Origin of the sequence: Pseudoalteromonas sp. TB64 (assembly GCF_000498095.1) — a bacterium.
Lineage (GTDB): Bacteria > Pseudomonadota > Gammaproteobacteria > Enterobacterales > Alteromonadaceae > Pseudoalteromonas.
Window position 1 is genome coordinate 1 of sequence record NZ_AUTQ01000070.1, and the last position, 16,791, is coordinate 16,791.

Annotated in this window: 18 protein-coding genes and 1 pseudogene; 10 read left to right on the forward strand and 9 right to left on the reverse strand. The window is 38.4% G+C overall.

Translation table 11 applies throughout. The annotated features are described in order from the left end of the window. The 3 genes from metC to L647_RS0103080 form a co-directional block, all read right to left on the reverse strand. Positions 1-798, reverse strand: a 798-nt coding sequence (gene metC / locus L647_RS0103070) for a cystathionine beta-lyase (RefSeq protein ID WP_024609887.1), incomplete at its 3' end; no start/stop codon positions are given. Positions 799-807: 9 nt separating this feature from the next. Continuing rightward, positions 808-1,728, reverse strand: a complete 921-nt coding sequence (gene nudC / locus L647_RS0103075; RefSeq protein WP_024609888.1) for an NAD(+) diphosphatase — start codon at positions 1,726-1,728, stop codon at positions 808-810. 173 nt (positions 1,729-1,901) lie between these two features. Beyond that, a complete protein-coding gene (locus L647_RS0103080; RefSeq protein WP_024609889.1) occupies positions 1,902-2,405 on the reverse strand; it encodes an NYN domain-containing protein in 504 nt (167 codons plus the stop codon). 190 nt (positions 2,406-2,595) lie between these two features. Here L647_RS0103080 and L647_RS0103085 point away from each other — a divergent pair, with 190 nt between their 5' ends. Both L647_RS0103085 and L647_RS0103090 read left to right on the forward strand, forming a co-directional pair. Then, on the forward strand, positions 2,596-3,219 hold the full coding sequence (locus tag L647_RS0103085) for a hypothetical protein (RefSeq protein ID WP_024609890.1): 624 nt from the start codon (positions 2,596-2,598) through the stop codon (positions 3,217-3,219). Further along, positions 3,219-3,962 (forward strand): DUF3307 domain-containing protein, encoded by a 744-nt coding sequence (locus L647_RS0103090; protein ID WP_024609891.1) that lies wholly within the window; start codon positions 3,219-3,221, stop codon positions 3,960-3,962. Before L647_RS0103085 ends, L647_RS0103090 begins: the two co-directional genes overlap by 1 nt. 142 nt (positions 3,963-4,104) lie before the next feature. Here L647_RS0103090 and L647_RS0103095 read toward each other — a convergent pair whose 3' ends face one another. Then, on the reverse strand, positions 4,105-5,502 hold the full coding sequence (locus L647_RS0103095) for a DEAD/DEAH box helicase (RefSeq protein WP_024609892.1): 1,398 nt from the start codon (positions 5,500-5,502) through the stop codon (positions 4,105-4,107). Between the two features lie 200 nt (positions 5,503-5,702). Next, a complete protein-coding gene (locus tag L647_RS0103100; protein ID WP_024609893.1) occupies positions 5,703-6,542 on the reverse strand; it encodes a 2OG-Fe(II) oxygenase family protein in 840 nt (279 codons plus the stop codon). 427 nt (positions 6,543-6,969) lie between these two features. Here L647_RS0103100 and L647_RS0103105 point away from each other — a divergent pair, with 427 nt between their 5' ends. The 3 genes from L647_RS0103105 to L647_RS0103115 all read left to right on the forward strand — a co-directional run bounded on the left by L647_RS0103105 (position 6,970) and on the right by L647_RS0103115 (position 9,500). Further along, positions 6,970-8,172 (forward strand): bifunctional alpha/beta hydrolase/OsmC family protein, encoded by a 1,203-nt coding sequence (locus tag L647_RS0103105; RefSeq protein WP_024609894.1) that lies wholly within the window; start codon positions 6,970-6,972, stop codon positions 8,170-8,172. 147 nt (positions 8,173-8,319) lie between these two features. Then, on the forward strand, positions 8,320-8,931 hold the full coding sequence (locus L647_RS0103110) for a hypothetical protein (RefSeq protein ID WP_024609895.1): 612 nt from the start codon (positions 8,320-8,322) through the stop codon (positions 8,929-8,931). Next, on the forward strand, positions 8,928-9,500 hold the full coding sequence (locus L647_RS0103115; RefSeq protein WP_024609896.1) for a hypothetical protein: 573 nt from the start codon (positions 8,928-8,930) through the stop codon (positions 9,498-9,500). The genes L647_RS0103110 and L647_RS0103115 overlap by 4 nt, the downstream gene beginning before the upstream one ends. 101 nt (positions 9,501-9,601) lie before the next feature. Here L647_RS0103115 and L647_RS01000000123560 read toward each other — a convergent pair whose 3' ends face one another. Then, the gene (locus L647_RS01000000123560; RefSeq protein ID WP_139015421.1) at positions 9,602-10,321 is read right to left on the reverse strand and encodes an alpha/beta hydrolase; all 720 of its coding nucleotides are present in this window, start codon (positions 10,319-10,321) and stop codon (positions 9,602-9,604) included. A gap of 156 nt (positions 10,322-10,477) precedes the next feature. Here L647_RS01000000123560 and L647_RS0103125 point away from each other — a divergent pair, with 156 nt between their 5' ends. Then, positions 10,478-10,801: a hypothetical protein gene (locus L647_RS0103125; protein WP_007586981.1), complete on the forward strand. Its 324-nt coding sequence runs from the start codon at positions 10,478-10,480 to the stop codon at positions 10,799-10,801. Between the two features lie 70 nt (positions 10,802-10,871). Here L647_RS0103125 and L647_RS0103130 read toward each other — a convergent pair whose 3' ends face one another. From L647_RS0103130 to aspS, 3 genes are all read right to left on the reverse strand, one after another. After that, positions 10,872-11,468, reverse strand: a complete 597-nt coding sequence (locus L647_RS0103130; protein ID WP_024609897.1) for a pentapeptide repeat-containing protein — start codon at positions 11,466-11,468, stop codon at positions 10,872-10,874. 16 nt (positions 11,469-11,484) lie between these two features. Next, entirely contained in the window at positions 11,485-11,715 is a 231-nt protein-coding gene (locus L647_RS0103135; RefSeq protein WP_007586979.1) for a hypothetical protein, read from the reverse strand. A gap of 117 nt (positions 11,716-11,832) precedes the next feature. Then, the gene (gene aspS / locus L647_RS0103140) at positions 11,833-13,611 is read right to left on the reverse strand and encodes an aspartate--tRNA ligase (protein WP_024609898.1); all 1,779 of its coding nucleotides are present in this window, start codon (positions 13,609-13,611) and stop codon (positions 11,833-11,835) included. Between the two features lie 247 nt (positions 13,612-13,858). On the opposite strand from aspS, the gene L647_RS0103145 reads away from it, so the two are divergent. The 4 genes and pseudogenes from L647_RS0103145 to L647_RS1000000126315 all read left to right on the forward strand — a co-directional run. Continuing rightward, a complete protein-coding gene (locus L647_RS0103145) occupies positions 13,859-14,707 on the forward strand; it encodes a DUF72 domain-containing protein (protein ID WP_024609899.1) in 849 nt (282 codons plus the stop codon). A gap of 24 nt (positions 14,708-14,731) precedes the next feature. Beyond that, complete coding sequence (locus L647_RS0103150; RefSeq protein WP_024609900.1) at positions 14,732-15,232, forward strand: YgjP-like metallopeptidase domain-containing protein; 501 nt, start codon at positions 14,732-14,734, stop codon at positions 15,230-15,232. Between the two features lie 236 nt (positions 15,233-15,468). Next, a pseudogene (locus L647_RS1000000126310) lies at positions 15,469-15,993 on the forward strand (YbhB/YbcL family Raf kinase inhibitor-like protein); the annotation flags it as partial. A gap of 234 nt (positions 15,994-16,227) precedes the next feature. After that, a partial coding sequence (locus L647_RS1000000126315; protein WP_253948827.1) for a YHYH protein occupies positions 16,228-16,791 on the forward strand: 564 nt, incomplete at its 3' end.

The window sequence follows — 16,791 nt, forward strand, 5'->3', positions numbered from 1 at the left end:
TTCGTGCTGGTTTAAACGTACACCCATAGTGCGCAAACCTCTAAGTGCTAAGTAAGCATCGTCTGCACTTGTACACTGGCCCAGTAAATATGAGTTTTCGCGAAGCGTAAGCCAATATTTTTTATTCGCAACAGCAACCCCCATCATTACATCTGAATGACCAACAATATATTTAGTTGCAGCTTGAATACTAATATCTACGCCGTGCTCAAGTGGTCTATAGTGCAAACCATTACCGTAGGTGTTATCAAGTATTGTCATTACGTTATGCTCATTTGCTACTTTTACCATAGCAGGCACATCTTGAACTTCCATAGTAATAGAGCCAGGTGACTCTAAAAACAATACCTTAGTGTTTGGCTTAATATAATCTTTAATTCCCGCACCAATTGTTGGCGGATAATACGTTGTAGAAATACCTAATCCTACTAAAATTTTATCGCAAAAATCACGGGTTGGTTCGTACGCGTTATCGACCATTAAAATATGGTCACCTGTTTTTAAAAATGATAACAGCACTTGGCTAATCGCAGCTGCGCCGCATGGATATAATGCACAGCCTTCACCGCCTTCAAGCTCTGTAATTGCATCTTGCAACGCAAAGTGTGTAGTTGTACCACGGCGCCCATAAAATAAAGTTTTATCGCCACGGGTTTTAGCCGCTTCTTTTAAATCTGCTACGGTATCAAATACAATAGTCGATGCACGCTGTACAACGGGATTAACTACTCCATGTGTGTACGCTTTTTTTCGCCCTGATGACACCAACTGAGTATTTTTATTACTTTTACTCGACATTGTTAATCCTTAAGCGTTTGTACGCCAATGTTCAATTAAATAACGAGAGATAGAATCAGTTCTAGGTAGTTTTAAATGATCGCCCTCTTCATCCCAATTGCCAAACTGTGCAAGTTCTTCACGGCTAAACCACTTTGCATCATCAAGCTCGTCATTATCAACATCAATGGTGTCGGTTACTGCTTCAGCAAAAAAACCAAGCATAATTGAAGAAGGAAACGGCCACGGCTGAGAAACAACATAACGTACATTTGCTACATCAATACCAGCTTCTTCTTTTACTTCGCGCGTAACAGCTTGCTCAAGTGTTTCGCCTGGATCGACAAATCCAGCCAAAGAAGAATACATACCAATACGCCACGAAGCTTGGCGGCCTAATAAACAACGCTCTATTCCATCATCAAACATTTTAGTTACAACCATAATCACCGCAGGATCAGTGCGCGGAAATGTAGGATGTTTACAGCTTTCGTTGTCACACACGCGAGAGTGCCCAGCTTCCACTGAGCTATTTTTGCTACCACAACGACCACAAAATCGATGTGTTGCATGCCAATAACATAAACCTCGTGCTAGTGCCGCAATTGAACCGTATTTAATTGTTACTTGTGGACCATACTGGCGAATGTCAAAAAACTGTGCGCCATCTATCAAAGGCGTTAATATGCTTTCATCGAGTTCAGTTACATCAAGTGCAAACACACCATTTTTGGCGTTATTTAAACCAACAAAAATAGCATTCGTTAAATCTAAATGCGCCACTTGTTGATAAGTTAAATAGCTAACTTTTGGCGTATCTTTAATAAATAGTGTTTGATTATTATTAACTAAAACCCATTTACTTTGCGCCGACATTTGCGCTTTAAGCCACGATGGGTCTTTACGGAAATTTGAGCCTCTGTCTAGTGGCATGTTGCTGTAATGAAGCATGTAAGTCCTTGGTAACTCGTTATACTTTAAAATTACCATAATCATTTACCAAACCCAATTTATTACAGCAATAAAAAAGCCTAAATTAATCAATTACCTTCTTGTATTAAAATCTCTCATGTTGCAAGTACTCAGCTTTCGCTTTTAGAGAGTTTTAGTTAGCGTATAGCCACTTATAATAAAAAGGTATCATCGATTAAATGAAATTGCTCAGCGCTTTGTTTTAATGCCTCTGCTGTTAACCTATCTGCACCATAAACATCGCATGGCACATTGTATTGATTTTTTAAATGCCCAAGCAATAAGGCAAAATCGCCATCGCCAGAAAGCAAAATAACCTTATCAAGGTTTTTACCTTGTTCTAGCATATCTATTGTTATCCCCACATCCCAATCACCTTTTGCACTTCCATCACGGCGCTGTATAAATGGTTTTAACTTCACATCAAAGCCAATCGCTCGCAAAATATTTTGAAACTGATTCTGTTTTTCATCGCCTCGATAAATAGCGTAAGCAAAAGCGCACTCAATCGTGTATTGCTCCTGCATTTGTCGCCAAAAGGCATTGTAGTCAAAGTTTTTACGGTAGCTTTCTCTACATGTATAGTAAATATTTTGTACATCAACAAAAATACCTACGCGTGGTTTAGTACTTTGCAATTCGTTTTGTGAAGTCATTCAATCTCCTAATGAGGATTAATAGCAATAGCATTACTTATTAAAGTAACGTTATAAAATGAGTGAACCTTGCAATTATTATTCAAGTAACCTAAATTGGTTACTTATAGCTATGTAACCGTTTATGGTTACATTTAAAAAAGTAACTAATATCAGTTCCATCAAGTAATTGGTATAAATAGAGACTCATATGATTGGTGTGATCAGCGGCGATATCATTAAATCGCAAACTATTCCTAAGCAACAGTACGATGCCATGCTTTATCAATTAGAGCAAAGCTTGCGTGGCATTTCTAAAAAACAAACACTGTGGAATATATACAGAGGCGATGCCTTTCAATTACAGTTAAATAATCCAGAAATGTTATTTGAAACCGCTATATTAATATACCTACACTTAAAATCGTCGGGTTACGAATTACGCCAAAGTATGGCGCTTGGGCAAATAGATAACCTACGCAGTGATATTAAAACAGCCACAGGCTCTGCATTCACACTATCAGGTCAAGGGCTTGATAAAATAACGAATCAACGCTTTGTTATTAATATTGCAGAACAACACGTTGATGAGAGCTTATTGCTTAATCTTGCTTTTGTAGATGTACTATTAACTAAAGTCACAGCAAAACAAGCTAATGCTTTGTATGTATATTTAACCTCAACAGATAATAGCCATGCAGCTTTAGCAAAAGAGCTTAAAACGAGCCGTGAAAATGTCACCAAACTACTCAATTTAGCCCATTACCAATTAATAGAGCGTTTTATAAAGCACACTCAATTTATAATAAAAAATATAACAAAAGGAGGTGAATAATGGCTTTTTCTCTTTTACTAGCCGCACTTATTATTGGTCATATACTGGCTGATTTTTTCTGGCAACCTATGAGTTGGGTAAACGACAGAAACACACGACACTTTAAAGCCACTAAACTTTACTTACATGTACTAGTGCACGGTATAACCAGCGCTATAATTATAACTTTATGGGAATATACTTTTGGATGGCAACAAGCAAGTAATGCACTAATAGCAACTGTCGCTATTGTAATAAGTCATTACTTTATTGATATTGCTAAATCATATTCCAATAAAGGCGTTGTGCCATTTTTACTCGACCAAATAGCTCATATTGCTGTGCTAATAGCCCTAAGTATTTGGCTAACTGATAACAATAGCTTTATCGCAAACATATATACCATGCTTACTACCCCTAATGTATTGTGGATTGTGTGTGGTTATTTAATAATTTTGAATCCAAGCGCTGTATTTATAAGAATGATGCTAGAGCGTTTAACGAGTAACTTTTCAAGCGATGGAAGCCTCCCACTTGCAGGGCAAAGTATTGGCATGTTGGAACGCATACTTATGTTGAGCTTTATATTGCTTGATCAATTTGCTGGCGTTGGGTTTTTATTAGCAGCTAAATCGGTATTTAGGTTTGGAGATTTAAGTGCGAGTAAAGATAAAAAGCTTACCGAGTACGTTATGCTTGGCACACTACTTAGTGTGAGTGTTACTTTATTTGTAGGCTTAGGTATTAACTATTTAATTAGTTAGGCTAATTAAATGTAATTGGTATTATTAAAATAACAAATTACAGACAATAAAAAACGCGCTACTTCTATTTAAGAAGGTAGCGCGTTTTTTGTATCAACGTTTAATTAAACTAAATAAACGCCAATACACTCATTAATAATGACTAATCGTTATTAGTTGTGCGGCGACGGCGTTGACCATTACCACCAACAGACTCACGCTTTGCCCATGGGTTTTGCGCGCTATCATCTGTTTTAGCTGCTGGCTTTTTAGAACCACCACGGCGCGGACCTGTACCATTGCCGCCATTGTTTGGCTTTTTACTGTTAGGCTTGCTGCTATCAGACTTAGGCTTATTAAAAGGCTGCTTTTTCTTAGGTTTTTTAGGTGCAATAGGGCGAGCATCTAATGCGCGCTCAGGTACAGGGTTAACCGGATCGAAACCATCTTCTTCAGCACGCGGAATAAGCTCACCAATAAAACGCTCAATACCATATAAATCTACAGCATCTTCAGTGGTTACAAACGAAATAGCATGACCCGATGCACCAGCACGACCAGTACGACCAATACGGTGAACGTAATCTTCGTATACATTTGGTAAGTCGTAGTTAACTACATGTGGTAGTTCAACAATGTCTAAACCACGTGCAACAATATCCGTTGCTACTAATACTCGAACATCACCATTTTTAAAACCTTCAAGTGCTTTAACACGTGCACCTTGTGACTTATTACCATGAATAGCAGCGCCCGTAATATCATCACGTTCTAGTTGCTTAACTAAGCGGTTAGCACCATGTTTTGTACGGCTAAAGACTAAAACTTGCTGCCAATCGTTACTACGAATCAAATGGCTTAATAAAGCAGTTTTACGTGGCTTATCTACTGCATAAACACACTGAGTAACGCTTTTTGCTGTCGTATTTTTTGCTGCAACAGAAATTTCGACAGGGTCGTTTATTAACCCTTTTGCTAATGCACGAATGTCATCTGAAAATGTTGCCGAAAACATTAAGTTTTGACGTTTTGCAGGCATTTTAGCTATAAGACGTTTAATGTCATGAATAAAGCCCATGTCTAGCATACGGTCAGCTTCATCTAATACAAGTACTTCTACGCTATCAAATTTAACTGCGTTTTGGTTATGTAAGTCAATTAAACGACCCGGTGTTGCAACTAAAATATCAACACCCTTACGAAGACGCTGCATTTGTGGGTTAATTTTAACGCCACCGTAAACTACAAACGAGCTTACATCAGAATGCTTTGCGTACTCTTCAACATTTTCACTCACTTGCAAAGCAAGTTCACGTGTTGGTGTTAAAATTAACGCACGTACATGATTGCTTTTAGCTTTAGGACCTGAAGACAAACGTTCGATAAGTGGTAATGTAAAACCAGCTGTTTTACCAGTACCCGTTTGTGCTGCAGCCATAACATCACGGCCTTCAATAATTGCCGGAATAGCTTGAGCCTGAATTGGTGTTGGCGTTTCATAGCCCTTTTCTAAAACCGCATTAACTAAAGACTGTGATAAACCTAAACCATCAAAACTCATATAAACTCTCTTTTAAATAAGGCCAAAGTGGCCAGTTGCGCGCATTATACCTGTAGTAGCTAAGAATGCATGCCATTATTTACGTTGCAAGCAATTGAGCACCGTCCAATAAAATAAAACGTGCAATCAAGTTGCTTAAAAATGCAAAAAACGGCTTAAAGCCGCTTTTTGTTTATACTTAATAATTCTAAGTATAATAGTTACTTAACACCTAACTCACGCAAACGCTCTTGCAAGTAGCTATCTGCGGTGTAGCGCTCTGAAAGCACAACCTCTGGATGAGGGTGTAAAAATAGCGGTAACGAGATTCGCGATTTAGTCGATGCTTTACCCGTTGGGTTAATCACGCGGTGAATTGTAGATGGGAAATACCCGCCCGACGCTTCTTGTAGCATGTCACCAATATTAATAATTAAGCTGCCAAAATCACATGGAACATCTAACCAACCACCATCTGTTTTTTGAACTTGTAAACCAGGTTCGTTAGATGCAGGTAATACAGTTAATAAATTAATATCACCATGAGCAGCTGCGCGAATAGCACCTGGCTCTTCATCACCTGTCATTGGCGGATAATGCAAAATACGTAACAATGTTTGTTCCGAACCCGCAATCATGCCTTTTAAATCAATCGAAAATTTAGCGCGTACATCAGCTGGAGATTCAGCCTGAACCCAATTTAATAAGGTACCAGCAAACTCACTCGCTAAACGGTAGTATTCACGCACATCAGCCTCAAGCTCTGCAGGAACACGTCCTTTAGGGTACACATGAAAGTACTCTTTAATGTCTTTTATTGTAAAGCCTTTCGCTACTTCAGATACTGAAGGCGGAAAGTAACCGTCTTGAGTGTCTTTAGAGAATAAAAAGTCTTGCTTCTGCTCTGAGTTAAAAAAATCTTGCCAGTTTTTGTAAATAGACTCAACTAAAGACTGTGGGATTGGGTGGTTTTTTAAAACGCCAAATCCAGTATTTCTTAATGATTCAACAAATTGTGCAGCCGCATCGGGAGCTTTATAATCAACAGTAGGTAATTGCATTGTACGTTCCAGTGAATAGGTTGTGTGAAGTGAGTTGCTTTTAATCGTGCTAAATTATACCAATTTCATTAAATTAGTGATCTATTATAGCGCTAAGAAAACAGCGCGATATCAAGGCGAATTATTTATATAGCTGTTCTATATAAATAATTTTTAACGTAGTGAATGAGCTATTTAATGCGATAGAATGATCATCTTTTTTATATAATTAATATTAATTATATAAAGTAGCAAAGCCTTCATTATAGCGCTATGTGAGGATAGACAAATGACCTCAAAAACATAAGGACATATGTCCTCAAAGAGCCACCAACAGCTTTATGCTTAATCAAGATCAATTTATAAAAAAATGTTGTATTTGTAAGGTTTCGCACTTATATCTGGTCTAGTATTGTAATGTATTTTATTAGTATAAATAAGGCTACCCATGCGACAAAAAGTATCTTTTAAAAGCGGCGACTTAGAACTTGCTGGTCAACTCGAACTTCCCTCTGGTGACGTAAAATTTTATGCGTTATTTGCTCATTGTTTTACCTGTGGTAAAGATGTTGCTGCTGCAACACGTATAAGCCGTGCATTAACACAACAAGGGATTGCCGTACTGCGTTTTGACTTTACTGGTTTAGGTAATAGCGATGGCGACTTTGCCAACAGTAATTTTTCGTCAAATATTCAAGACCTAGTGTCAGCTGCCAATCACCTGCGTGATCATTTTGAAGCACCACAACTACTTATTGGTCATAGTTTAGGTGGCGCTGCAGTATTAGCTGCTGCTGAACACATACCAGAGGTTTCAGCTATAACTACAATTGGTGCGCCATCTGACGCGCAACACGTAGCGCATAACTTTGCAGCTCACCTTGATGAAATTAACGAAGCTGGTGAAGCTAAAGTAAGCTTAGCGGGTCGCGAATTTACCATCAAAAAACAGTTTTTAGATGATATAGCCAAGTACGGTAAAAGCCACATCAGTAAACTTAAGCGCGCATTGTTAGTCATGCACTCCCCTATTGATGCAACTGTAAACATTAGTGAAGCCGAAAAAATCTATGCATCAGCTAAGCATCCCAAAAGCTTTATTAGCCTAGATAACGCCGATCACTTACTTACTAATAAAAACGATGCTGACTACGCGGCCGACATTATTGCAACGTGGGCAAACCGCTACGTTAAATACGACAAAACCAGATATGCAGCAAGCTTAACAGGTGGCAATGTACTCGTTGAAGAAAAAGACCACGTATTTACTCAGCACGTAAGCACTAAAGATCATACTTGGCTTGCAGATGAGCCAATAAAGGTAGGCGGTAAAAACTTAGGACCCGATCCGTATCATCACTTATTAGCGGGGCTTGGTGCATGTACAGCAATGACACTGCGGATGTACGCTACACGTAAAAACTTACCACTGGAGCATGTAAAAGTAGAGCTTAATCACACTCGCGATTACAACAAAGATTGCGACGATTGTGAGCAAACAGGTAACCTTGAAGCTATTACCCGTAAAATCACTTTGCGTGGCGATTTAACTGAGCCACAGCGCCAACGTTTACTCGAAATAGCCGACAAATGCCCGGTGCATAAAACACTACATAACAACCCTATTATTGTAAGTGAACTGGTAGAGTAACTACCATAAAATTAATATAGCGCAGTTATTACTGCGTTATATGAAGTTGTTAATAAAGCAGACTTAAACTCTAAATGAAATATAAGGGGTTGAATAATAGGTACGGCTTTAGTAGCTTACAATTATATTAAACAACCAAGGATAGGTATGAATAAAAATACTTACTACGAACGCAATAACTTTTCAATTTATGAAGCAACAAACAAAACAGGTATCGAGTTAACTCTATCTGAGCTGAACCAAATTGAATTAGCTATGCTAATTACTCCAAAAGCATTAACAACTTTTATTAATATATTGCACAACCCTGCTAACGCAGATAAAAAGGACAAAGAAAAATTCAAAAACATTATGATGCAATATGGTTATATAAACCCTACAAATTTTGAAGCAACAAGAACCTTTTTAATTCGCCAAGCCCGTAAAGTAGCTAACCTTATCGGTTCTATGCATTTGACCCCACAAAAACTTTATAAATGCGCTGTATATGGTGATGCAACTTATTATGAAAGATATGGTATTATTGGGTTTGGTAATAGTTTTTTTAAAGCGGGTACAAATGGAAAAGTAGATACTGTTGTTCATGAGTTTAGCCACGCAGTCTGGACTTCTGAAGATACAGCTTATAACGCAAGAACGGCTATAAAGGATCTTAATTTCATTGCTCAAAATGCACAAATTTATCAAACCAATGAAGACAGAGATACCTTACTATATTCGGCATATCTTTTTGAAAATGCAGTGCGAGCAGCCCAATGAAAATTTTAGTAAATATTATATTTCTTTTAATTAGTTACTCTACTTTTGCCAACTCTGAAGAAATTATCGAAGGTCCTATTGCTGCATCCTCTTATACATTTTGTCATCTAGATACTAAATGTATCACTAGTATAAGATTGGCGAATACTACGCCTTATCAAGTTAAGCTAAGCTCTCTCGCTTTCGATAAGCAGGGAATCGACTTAAACTCAATGTTTATATATGAAGTGGATGAATACTTCTCATTAAGAGCGAAAAATCCAGGTGCAAAAGTCCCTGAACAACCTATACAAGGACGGCGGCGTGCTCACAAGCAATTATCCTCTATAGAGTTCGAACCGCTTGAAGTAAAGTTTATTGAGCTAAAAGGCATGGAAGAAAAGTTTGCTTTAAACCCTGAAAAAAAATACTTAGTAAGTACGATTACACCGTTCGTCAACTTGTACATTAACGGTAAATTTGCTGATATCATTACCATAAGAACCAGATATTCACTTTTAGCTATGCCTACTGAAGATATGGAAATAAAAGAACGACCAATAAAACAGTTTGCTACGCCGCAAGGGTAACCTGCAATAATATACATGCTTTGTTTAATACCACTCAAAATTTTGTGTCAGCTTAAACCTTTATATTAAGCCAGCTTAAAGTTGGCTTGATTATATCTTGGCTAATTACCTAAAAATATCTCGATATTTTTACTCATTCTATCCACCAGCCATTTTTGCCCGCCATCGTACATATCGTTATGGCGCGATTTTTCTATGAGTATTTGCTTAACAGGATAAACACCCCGCTCTTCTGGCGTTAGTAATACATTTGCATCTGCTGGGTAATCACTACCGCGAAGTGTAAGTACACGAATGTTTTTATTGCGTGGGATTAACATGCGGCGATGATCAAGAGTAATAATTTGGCTTACTTCATTGGGGTAAATAGAGCCGTACAATGACGAAATATCCCCGCCGTTTGAGTGCCCAAATAAGGTGAGCTTTGTAAAGTTATACGCTGGGTATTTACTCGATAACTCATTAACTAAAAACTTAAGCGTTACTACGCCACGGTGCCAGTTTCCCATGCGAGTGGTTAAGTAAGGTTGCTCACGATTAAGGTCAGGGTCGGTTTTTAATTCATGTGCAACGGCTACAGTTAAGTATCCGCGCTGATTAAACACATTACTAGCAAACGTATATTCGTTATGGCTAATACCGTAGCCCGCATTAATAAACGCCACAGGGCATTTTTCTTGCGCTGTACACTTAGCATTATTACTTGGTAATGTAATATTGATAGGAATAGCGCGGCTACGGCTTTTATCGATTATAACATCATCGTTTGCATAGCTTGTAGTGCTTATTATTGATGTAGTTAAGGTTAGTGTGCTTAATATAAAAAGCTATTTAAGTGTTTTTTTCATGATTAAACTTATATAAATTATTGTTTTTAATTAAAAATAACTTTTACTTTATAGGTTTACGTTCTCTATTGTCAAACTATGCGATAATAGTCGCCATTGTTTTAATATATTTAGTAAAAGATCCAATAAATGAAATCATACAATAGCATTCAAGAACGTATAGAAATCCTAGAAGACAAACTAACCGAGATACATGACGAAATCGAAACACTAAAAGCACCTGCTAAAAATAACAATGAACGTATTATTTTTAAGTTCATCGAAACAGGCAGCACAGGTAAAACGAAGGATTTTGTTCGTGAGTTAGGTATTAAATCACCACGTGACGGTTTGTTTTCATCAGGTGACGTTACAAAACTAATTAAAGATGGCGCTGAAGATATTTCACCTGCGTTATTAGAAATCGCAAGACAACTTGCCAGTGCACGTAATAAAAATGGTCCAAGTCGTTAATTACGTACCACTACTATCTAGAAGCCCAGCTAAGCTGTCGCTTCTAGATATGTAATCATATTAAACTAAGTTAATCACACAGTTCTATATTAAGGCTGGTAAGCAGATTAAGTGCTTCGAAGCGATCAAACTTAGCATTCGCTAACATATTATTATTCAAATCTATATTAAACGCTGTAGCACCTACAAAATCACATTTTGTTAAGTTAGTTTGAAAAAACTCACTATCGCGAAAATCCGTCCCTGTAAATTGGCTACTGCTTAAATCAGCATGTCTAAAATCTACATTTTTTGCAAAGCAATGTGTTAGTTTGAGGGCTTTGAGGGTTAATTCAAAAAAAGAGCTATTACTAAGTTCGCAATAATTAAAACTCACCGGTGCGTTAATACTAAGCGCTGGCCAATCTACATCGCCCCACTGCAAACTGTTTAACTTACAATGGCTAAAACTTACACTTTCAAGCGAGCTGTAATTCCATTTAAGTGACGACAGGTTACAGTTTTTAAAACTACATTCTATAAATCGACAATTTTTAAACTGCCCACCTGAAAAGTCGCAATCGGTAAACGTACACTCTTCAAACTCAGTATTTTCAGTTGTTTGCTCTGCGTACTGCAAAGCATTAAATTGCTCATCAAAATACTGGTTATTGTTACTTAACAACACAATTCACCTATTAAATTTAACCCGTGTAGCCATTACTTTTAGGTAAATCTTTTTTAAGCGCAAGCACTGCAATAAAAATCAAAGCAAATAGTGGAAATAGCGCTAAACAGCCACCCACAAAAGCCAAAACACCCGGCATAGTACTTTTACGCTTACCTATTTTGTAGCTAATTACAGCAAAAATAGGAATACACAGCACAATAATAAAAACTAAAAACTCACCAAATAAAGTTGCATTGATCGACATAATAATTCCTTTTCATCTGTTCGGTTAAAATACACTCTATTTTAAATTTAACCACAAAAAAACCCTCAAGCATATAACTTAAGGGTTTTTAAATTTAGCTTAAAAGATAAGCAAAAGTTACTCTTCGCTTGATACTTCTTTTTCTACAACACTAATTGCAAGCTCAGCTAACGAATCAAGATTAGGTTTGCTTGGCGCGTTGGTTAATAAACACGACGCTTGTGTTGTTTTAGGGAAAGCAATAACGTCACGAATGTTATCGGTACCACATAAAAGCATTGCTAAACGGTCAAGACCAAATGCTAAACCTGCATGTGGTGGTGTGCCGTATTTAAGTGCATCAAGTAAAAAGCCAAACTTGTCTTGTTGCTCTTGCTCGTTAATACCTAAAATTCTAAATGCCGTTTCTTGCATATCTGCATTATGAATACGTACCGAACCACCACCCACTTCGTAGCCGTTTAATACCATATCGTAAGCATCTGAAATTGCTGCTGCTGGGTTTGCTTCAAGCTCACTTGCAGTAATATCTTTTGGTGCAGTGAATGGATGATGCACAGCATGTAATGTGCCTTCGTCATCTTCTTCAAACATTGGGAAGTCTACAACCCAAAGTGGTGCCCAGCTATTAAGGTTAGTGATTTCTAAATCAACACCAATCTTAACGCGCAGTGCGCCCATAGCTTCATTTACTGTGTTGCGCTTATCGGCACCGAATAAAATAATATCGCCAGACTGTGCATTAGTACGCTCAAGCAATTTAGTAATTACGTCTTCGCTTAAAAACTTAGCCACTGGTGATTGAACGCCTTCAGCGCCTGCAGTGTGGTCGTTTACTTTCATCCACGCCATGCCTTTAGCGCCGTAAATACCAATAAACTTAGTGTAATCGTCAAGTTGTTTACGAGAAAGCTTAGCGCCACCTGGTACTGTTAATACAGCAACACGGCCTTTTTCGTCGTTAGCCGGACCAGAGAAAACATTAAACTCTACGTCTTTCACTAAATCAGCAATATCAACTAATTTCATTGGGTTACGTAAATCAGGCTTATCAGAACCGTAAAGGCTCATTGCCTCGCTGTAAGGCATGATTGGGAAATCGCCTAAATCAACGTTTAGCAGTGTTTGCCACATCTCGCGGATCATTTTTTCAGTCATACCACGTACTTGATCAGAGCTCATGAACGAGGTCTCTATATCTATTTGGGTAAATTCTGGTTGGCGATCGGCACGTAAATCTTCATCACGGAAACATTTAACAATTTGGTAGTAACGGTCAAAACCCGACATCATCAACAATTGCTTAAACAACTGTGGCGACTGCGGTAATGCGTAAAAGCTACCTTTATGAACACGGCTCGGTACTAAGTAATCGCGCGCGCCTTCTGGCGTTGCTTTAGTTAGTACTGGCGTTTCGATGTCTAAAAAGCCGTTTTCATCTAAAAAGCGACGAACAAAGCTGCTTGCTTTAGCACGTAATTTAATACGGTCACTCATTTCTAAACGACGTAAATCTAAGTAACGGTACTTTAAACGACGCTCTTCTGAGTTTACTTGGTTAAAATCTAGCGGTAATGGTTCAGAGCGGTTAATAATATTAAGCTCTTTACCTAAAATTTCGATCTCGCCTGTTGCCATGTCTTTGTTTACTTGGCTGTCTGGGCGTGCGCGAACAACACCTTTTAACTGAACACAAAATTCTTGGCGAAGTGTATTAGCTGAACTCATTAATTCTTCAATGTCAGAGTCGAATACAACTTGTACTAAACCTTCTCTATCGCGTAAATCGACAAAGATAAGTCCACCAAGGTCACGTCGTTTGTTGATCCAGCCACATAGTTCTACTTCTTGATCTACGTGAGTTTTATTTAGCTGTCCGCAATATATAGAGCGCATAGTTTTCCTGTCAGATAAAAGGCTTAAACGGCTAAACTTATTTGTTTTAAGGCGTGTGATTTAAAAAACAGGTCACCACAATACAAATAAAGCCGCTAGCAATCTAAAAATAATCAAATTAAGCCCTGCATTATACTCAACTAACATTAAGATGCTAGGGCGTGTGCCGCTTTTGCCCCTGAATTTACAGCAGCTCGTTTTGTTATTTGCTACACTATCGCCACTTTATAATAAGGCGCTAGTTTGTATGTTATATATTGGATGCCCGCAGTGGTCGAGTAATGCATGGAAAGGCAATTTATTTTCAAGCCAATGTAAAAACGCCGATATGCTTAGCCAATACGCACAACACTTTAATTCTGTTGAAGGCAATACCAGCTTTTACGCTGATCCTTCGCCAAGCACCGTATTGCGCTGGGCAAACAGCGTACCCGACGATTTTAAATTTACTTTTAAGTTTAATCGTCGCTTTAGCCACGAGCTGCACCTAACTAATGTTCAAACCGAGCTTACTGATTGGCTTAACTTGTTTACCCCTATTTTAGAAAAAACCGGGCAAATCATGCTGCAATTACCTAAAGCATTTGGTCCTGGTGACTTACCCAAACTCGCCCAATTTATTAGCCTATTACCAAAAGAGGTTAATTACGGTGTAGAGGTACGTCATACTGCGTTTTTTCAAAAGGGTGAAGCCGAAATAGCGCTTAATCAGTTATTAATGGCAAACAACATAAATCGCATATCGATGGATACTCGCGCCCTATTTGCGGTAAAACCAACAACCGAAGCGCTAATAGATGCACAGCAAAAAAAGCCGCATTTACCGGTACATGCAATAGCTACTGGCTCAGAGCCCATGGCGCGCTTTGTAATAGCTGACTTACAAAACGACTATAAACCCTTTTATAAACCGTGGCTGAGTAAAGTAAAACAATGGCTTGATGAAGGAAAAACGCCCTATGTGTTTTTTCATACGGCAGATAACCGAGAAGCGCCATTATTAGCAAGGCAGTTTTGTAAAGACCTTGGTTATAATCACAAAGCATTAAACCCATTTACTGGCGAAAAAGAAGCCCACCAGCAAGCACTTTTTTAAAAGTAAAACGACAGAGAAATAATAATGAGTGAATACGCACGTTACTTTACCGGTTACCCAGCTAACATTGTTGAGCAAGTATTAAGCCTTATAAATAACAAAAATATATGTGACTACTTACTTAAAAAGTATCCGCAAGCACACACTATTACCAGCGATAAACTACTTTATAGCTATGCAACCGAGCTTAAAAAACAATATTTAAAAAATGCGCCACCATTTGGGCGCGCTGCTTTTAAAAAGCAAGGCGATATGGTCACCAACGCACTCGGTACACATACGTATCGAATGCAAGGTAAAACCCGTAAACATGATTTAGCGATAAATAGCGACTTGCTGCGCGCTCCCGAGCCGTTATTAAAAGCGTTAGTGGTACATGAGCTCGCCCACTTTAAAGAAAAAGACCATAACAAAGGCTTTTATCAACTTTGCTGCCATATGGAACCGAGTTACCACCAGCTAGAGTTAGATTTAAGAATTTTTTGTGTGGTAGTCGCAATGGGAGAAAATCCTTATTTAAAATAAGGATTTTAGCGTTATTTAACTCAGGAAAATAACGCCATACTTAAGTTAATATTTCCTTCCATAACCAAGCGCCCATATCCAATCTCTTCTCTTATCCAAGTAAGCGGCTCACAACTTAACGCCTGCCCTTAATAAACACAAAAAAATTTAAAACTACATAATTGCCCTACATTTGAGAACTACACTCTTAATAGCTAATTCTTTCTATGTACTCTTAATCTTTGGAGTTTTAAATGATGAAAAATACCCATGCCTTTTTACTCAGTGCACTGTGCTGCTTAACCTTAAGTGCCTGCAACGAGCAAAACAGCCAATCGCTTGAACAATCAAACCTCAATGATTTTACGCTAACAAGCTCAAAGGTAAGCGATGGCGGTAACTTGCCTATTACTTATACGTGCGATGGGCAAAGCATTAGCCCTCCACTTAACTGGAGCGATGCACCTAACACAACCAAATATTATGCGTTAATTATGGATCATAAAGCGCCAGAGGGAATGCATTGGTATTGAACCATGTACAATATTGCCGCCGATAAAACACAAATTAAAGCGGGCGAAACTCTCGGTAAAGTAGGCTCTAATAGCGTAAACGATTTAAACCAATACGCGCCGCCTTGCTCTAAAGGCCCGGGTGAAAAAAGCTATACTTATACTGTGTACGCGTTATCTGCACCAGTTACCTTTAATAGCGATACAAAAGTAGATCGATCAGCATTACTCGCCGCTGTAAAAGATATTACTCTCGATACTGCAAGTATGACGGTTAAATACTCGCGAAGCGCGAATAGCGCCGAGCAAAAACCGGATTCAAAACCAACACCAAACGAGCAACCAAAGTCTGATAAATCATATTTAACCGCTAACGTAAAATCACCTCGCTGCGATGCTATTACACAATCAGTGAGTAATGCAGGGTTTGATCAAAGCGTATCTGTTACGTGCGATGAACAATATGCTTATATTGCCTCATCTACTTATCCTGATCATGACGTAATGACAGGTATTACAGGTACTAACGAGCAAATACCCGTTCCAGCTAAAGACTACGCCGCACCTGTAAAACTAAACCCTAAAAAAGCAAAAACAATTACAACAATTGATGCAGCCGTAGGTGTTGCCGTTAATGGCGTACCAATATACGACTATTCTTCGCAAGGTGAACTGAACGTAAATAGCTACGATGAAAAACACGACACGTTAGCACTTGGACAGTTAGATATATGTGGCGGACACGCAGGACGAGGTGATGACTACCATTATCATGTATCGCCAACGTGTATGATTGACACAATGAAAAACCAATCAAGCGATGCCATTATTGGTTGGGCTTACGATGGTTACCCGCTGTATGGCAGTAAAAACCCAGACGGCAGTGCAATTGCCAAAGGTGACCTTGATGTATGTAACGGACAAACCGATGACACATTTGGCTATCGCTACCAAACATCAGCTACGCCGCCGTATATTATTCAGTGCTTAGTAGGTGAAGTAGATACAGCAAAATTACCAAGAGTGTCACCACTTAGTGGCGATACTCAAGGTATAAGAGCCGATTTG

Excerpts from the sequence above, each read along its gene's own strand:
- nudC (WP_024609888.1), bottom strand. The coding sequence starts at position 1,728 with ATGCTTCATTACAGCAACATGCCACTAGACAGAGGCTCAAATTTCCGT.
- L647_RS0103080 (WP_024609889.1), bottom strand. The coding sequence starts at position 2,405 with ATGACTTCACAAAACGAATTGCAAAGTACTAAACCACGCGTAGGTATT.
- L647_RS0103085 (WP_024609890.1), top strand. The coding sequence starts at position 2,596 with ATGATTGGTGTGATCAGCGGCGATATCATTAAATCGCAAACTATTCCT.
- L647_RS0103090 (WP_024609891.1), top strand. The coding sequence starts at position 3,219 with ATGGCTTTTTCTCTTTTACTAGCCGCACTTATTATTGGTCATATACTG.
- L647_RS0103095 (WP_024609892.1), bottom strand. The coding sequence starts at position 5,502 with ATGAGTTTTGATGGTTTAGGTTTATCACAGTCTTTAGTTAATGCGGTT.
- L647_RS0103100 (WP_024609893.1), bottom strand. The coding sequence starts at position 6,542 with ATGCAATTACCTACTGTTGATTATAAAGCTCCCGATGCGGCTGCACAA.
- L647_RS0103105 (WP_024609894.1), top strand. The coding sequence starts at position 6,970 with ATGCGACAAAAAGTATCTTTTAAAAGCGGCGACTTAGAACTTGCTGGT.
- L647_RS0103110 (WP_024609895.1), top strand. The coding sequence starts at position 8,320 with ATGAATAAAAATACTTACTACGAACGCAATAACTTTTCAATTTATGAA.
- L647_RS0103115 (WP_024609896.1), top strand. The coding sequence starts at position 8,928 with ATGAAAATTTTAGTAAATATTATATTTCTTTTAATTAGTTACTCTACT.
- L647_RS0103125 (WP_007586981.1), top strand. The coding sequence starts at position 10,478 with ATGAAATCATACAATAGCATTCAAGAACGTATAGAAATCCTAGAAGAC.
- L647_RS0103135 (WP_007586979.1), bottom strand. The coding sequence starts at position 11,715 with ATGTCGATCAATGCAACTTTATTTGGTGAGTTTTTAGTTTTTATTATT.
- aspS (WP_024609898.1), bottom strand. The coding sequence starts at position 13,611 with ATGCGCTCTATATATTGCGGACAGCTAAATAAAACTCACGTAGATCAA.
- L647_RS0103145 (WP_024609899.1), top strand. The coding sequence starts at position 13,859 with ATGTTATATATTGGATGCCCGCAGTGGTCGAGTAATGCATGGAAAGGC.
- L647_RS0103150 (WP_024609900.1), top strand. The coding sequence starts at position 14,732 with ATGAGTGAATACGCACGTTACTTTACCGGTTACCCAGCTAACATTGTT.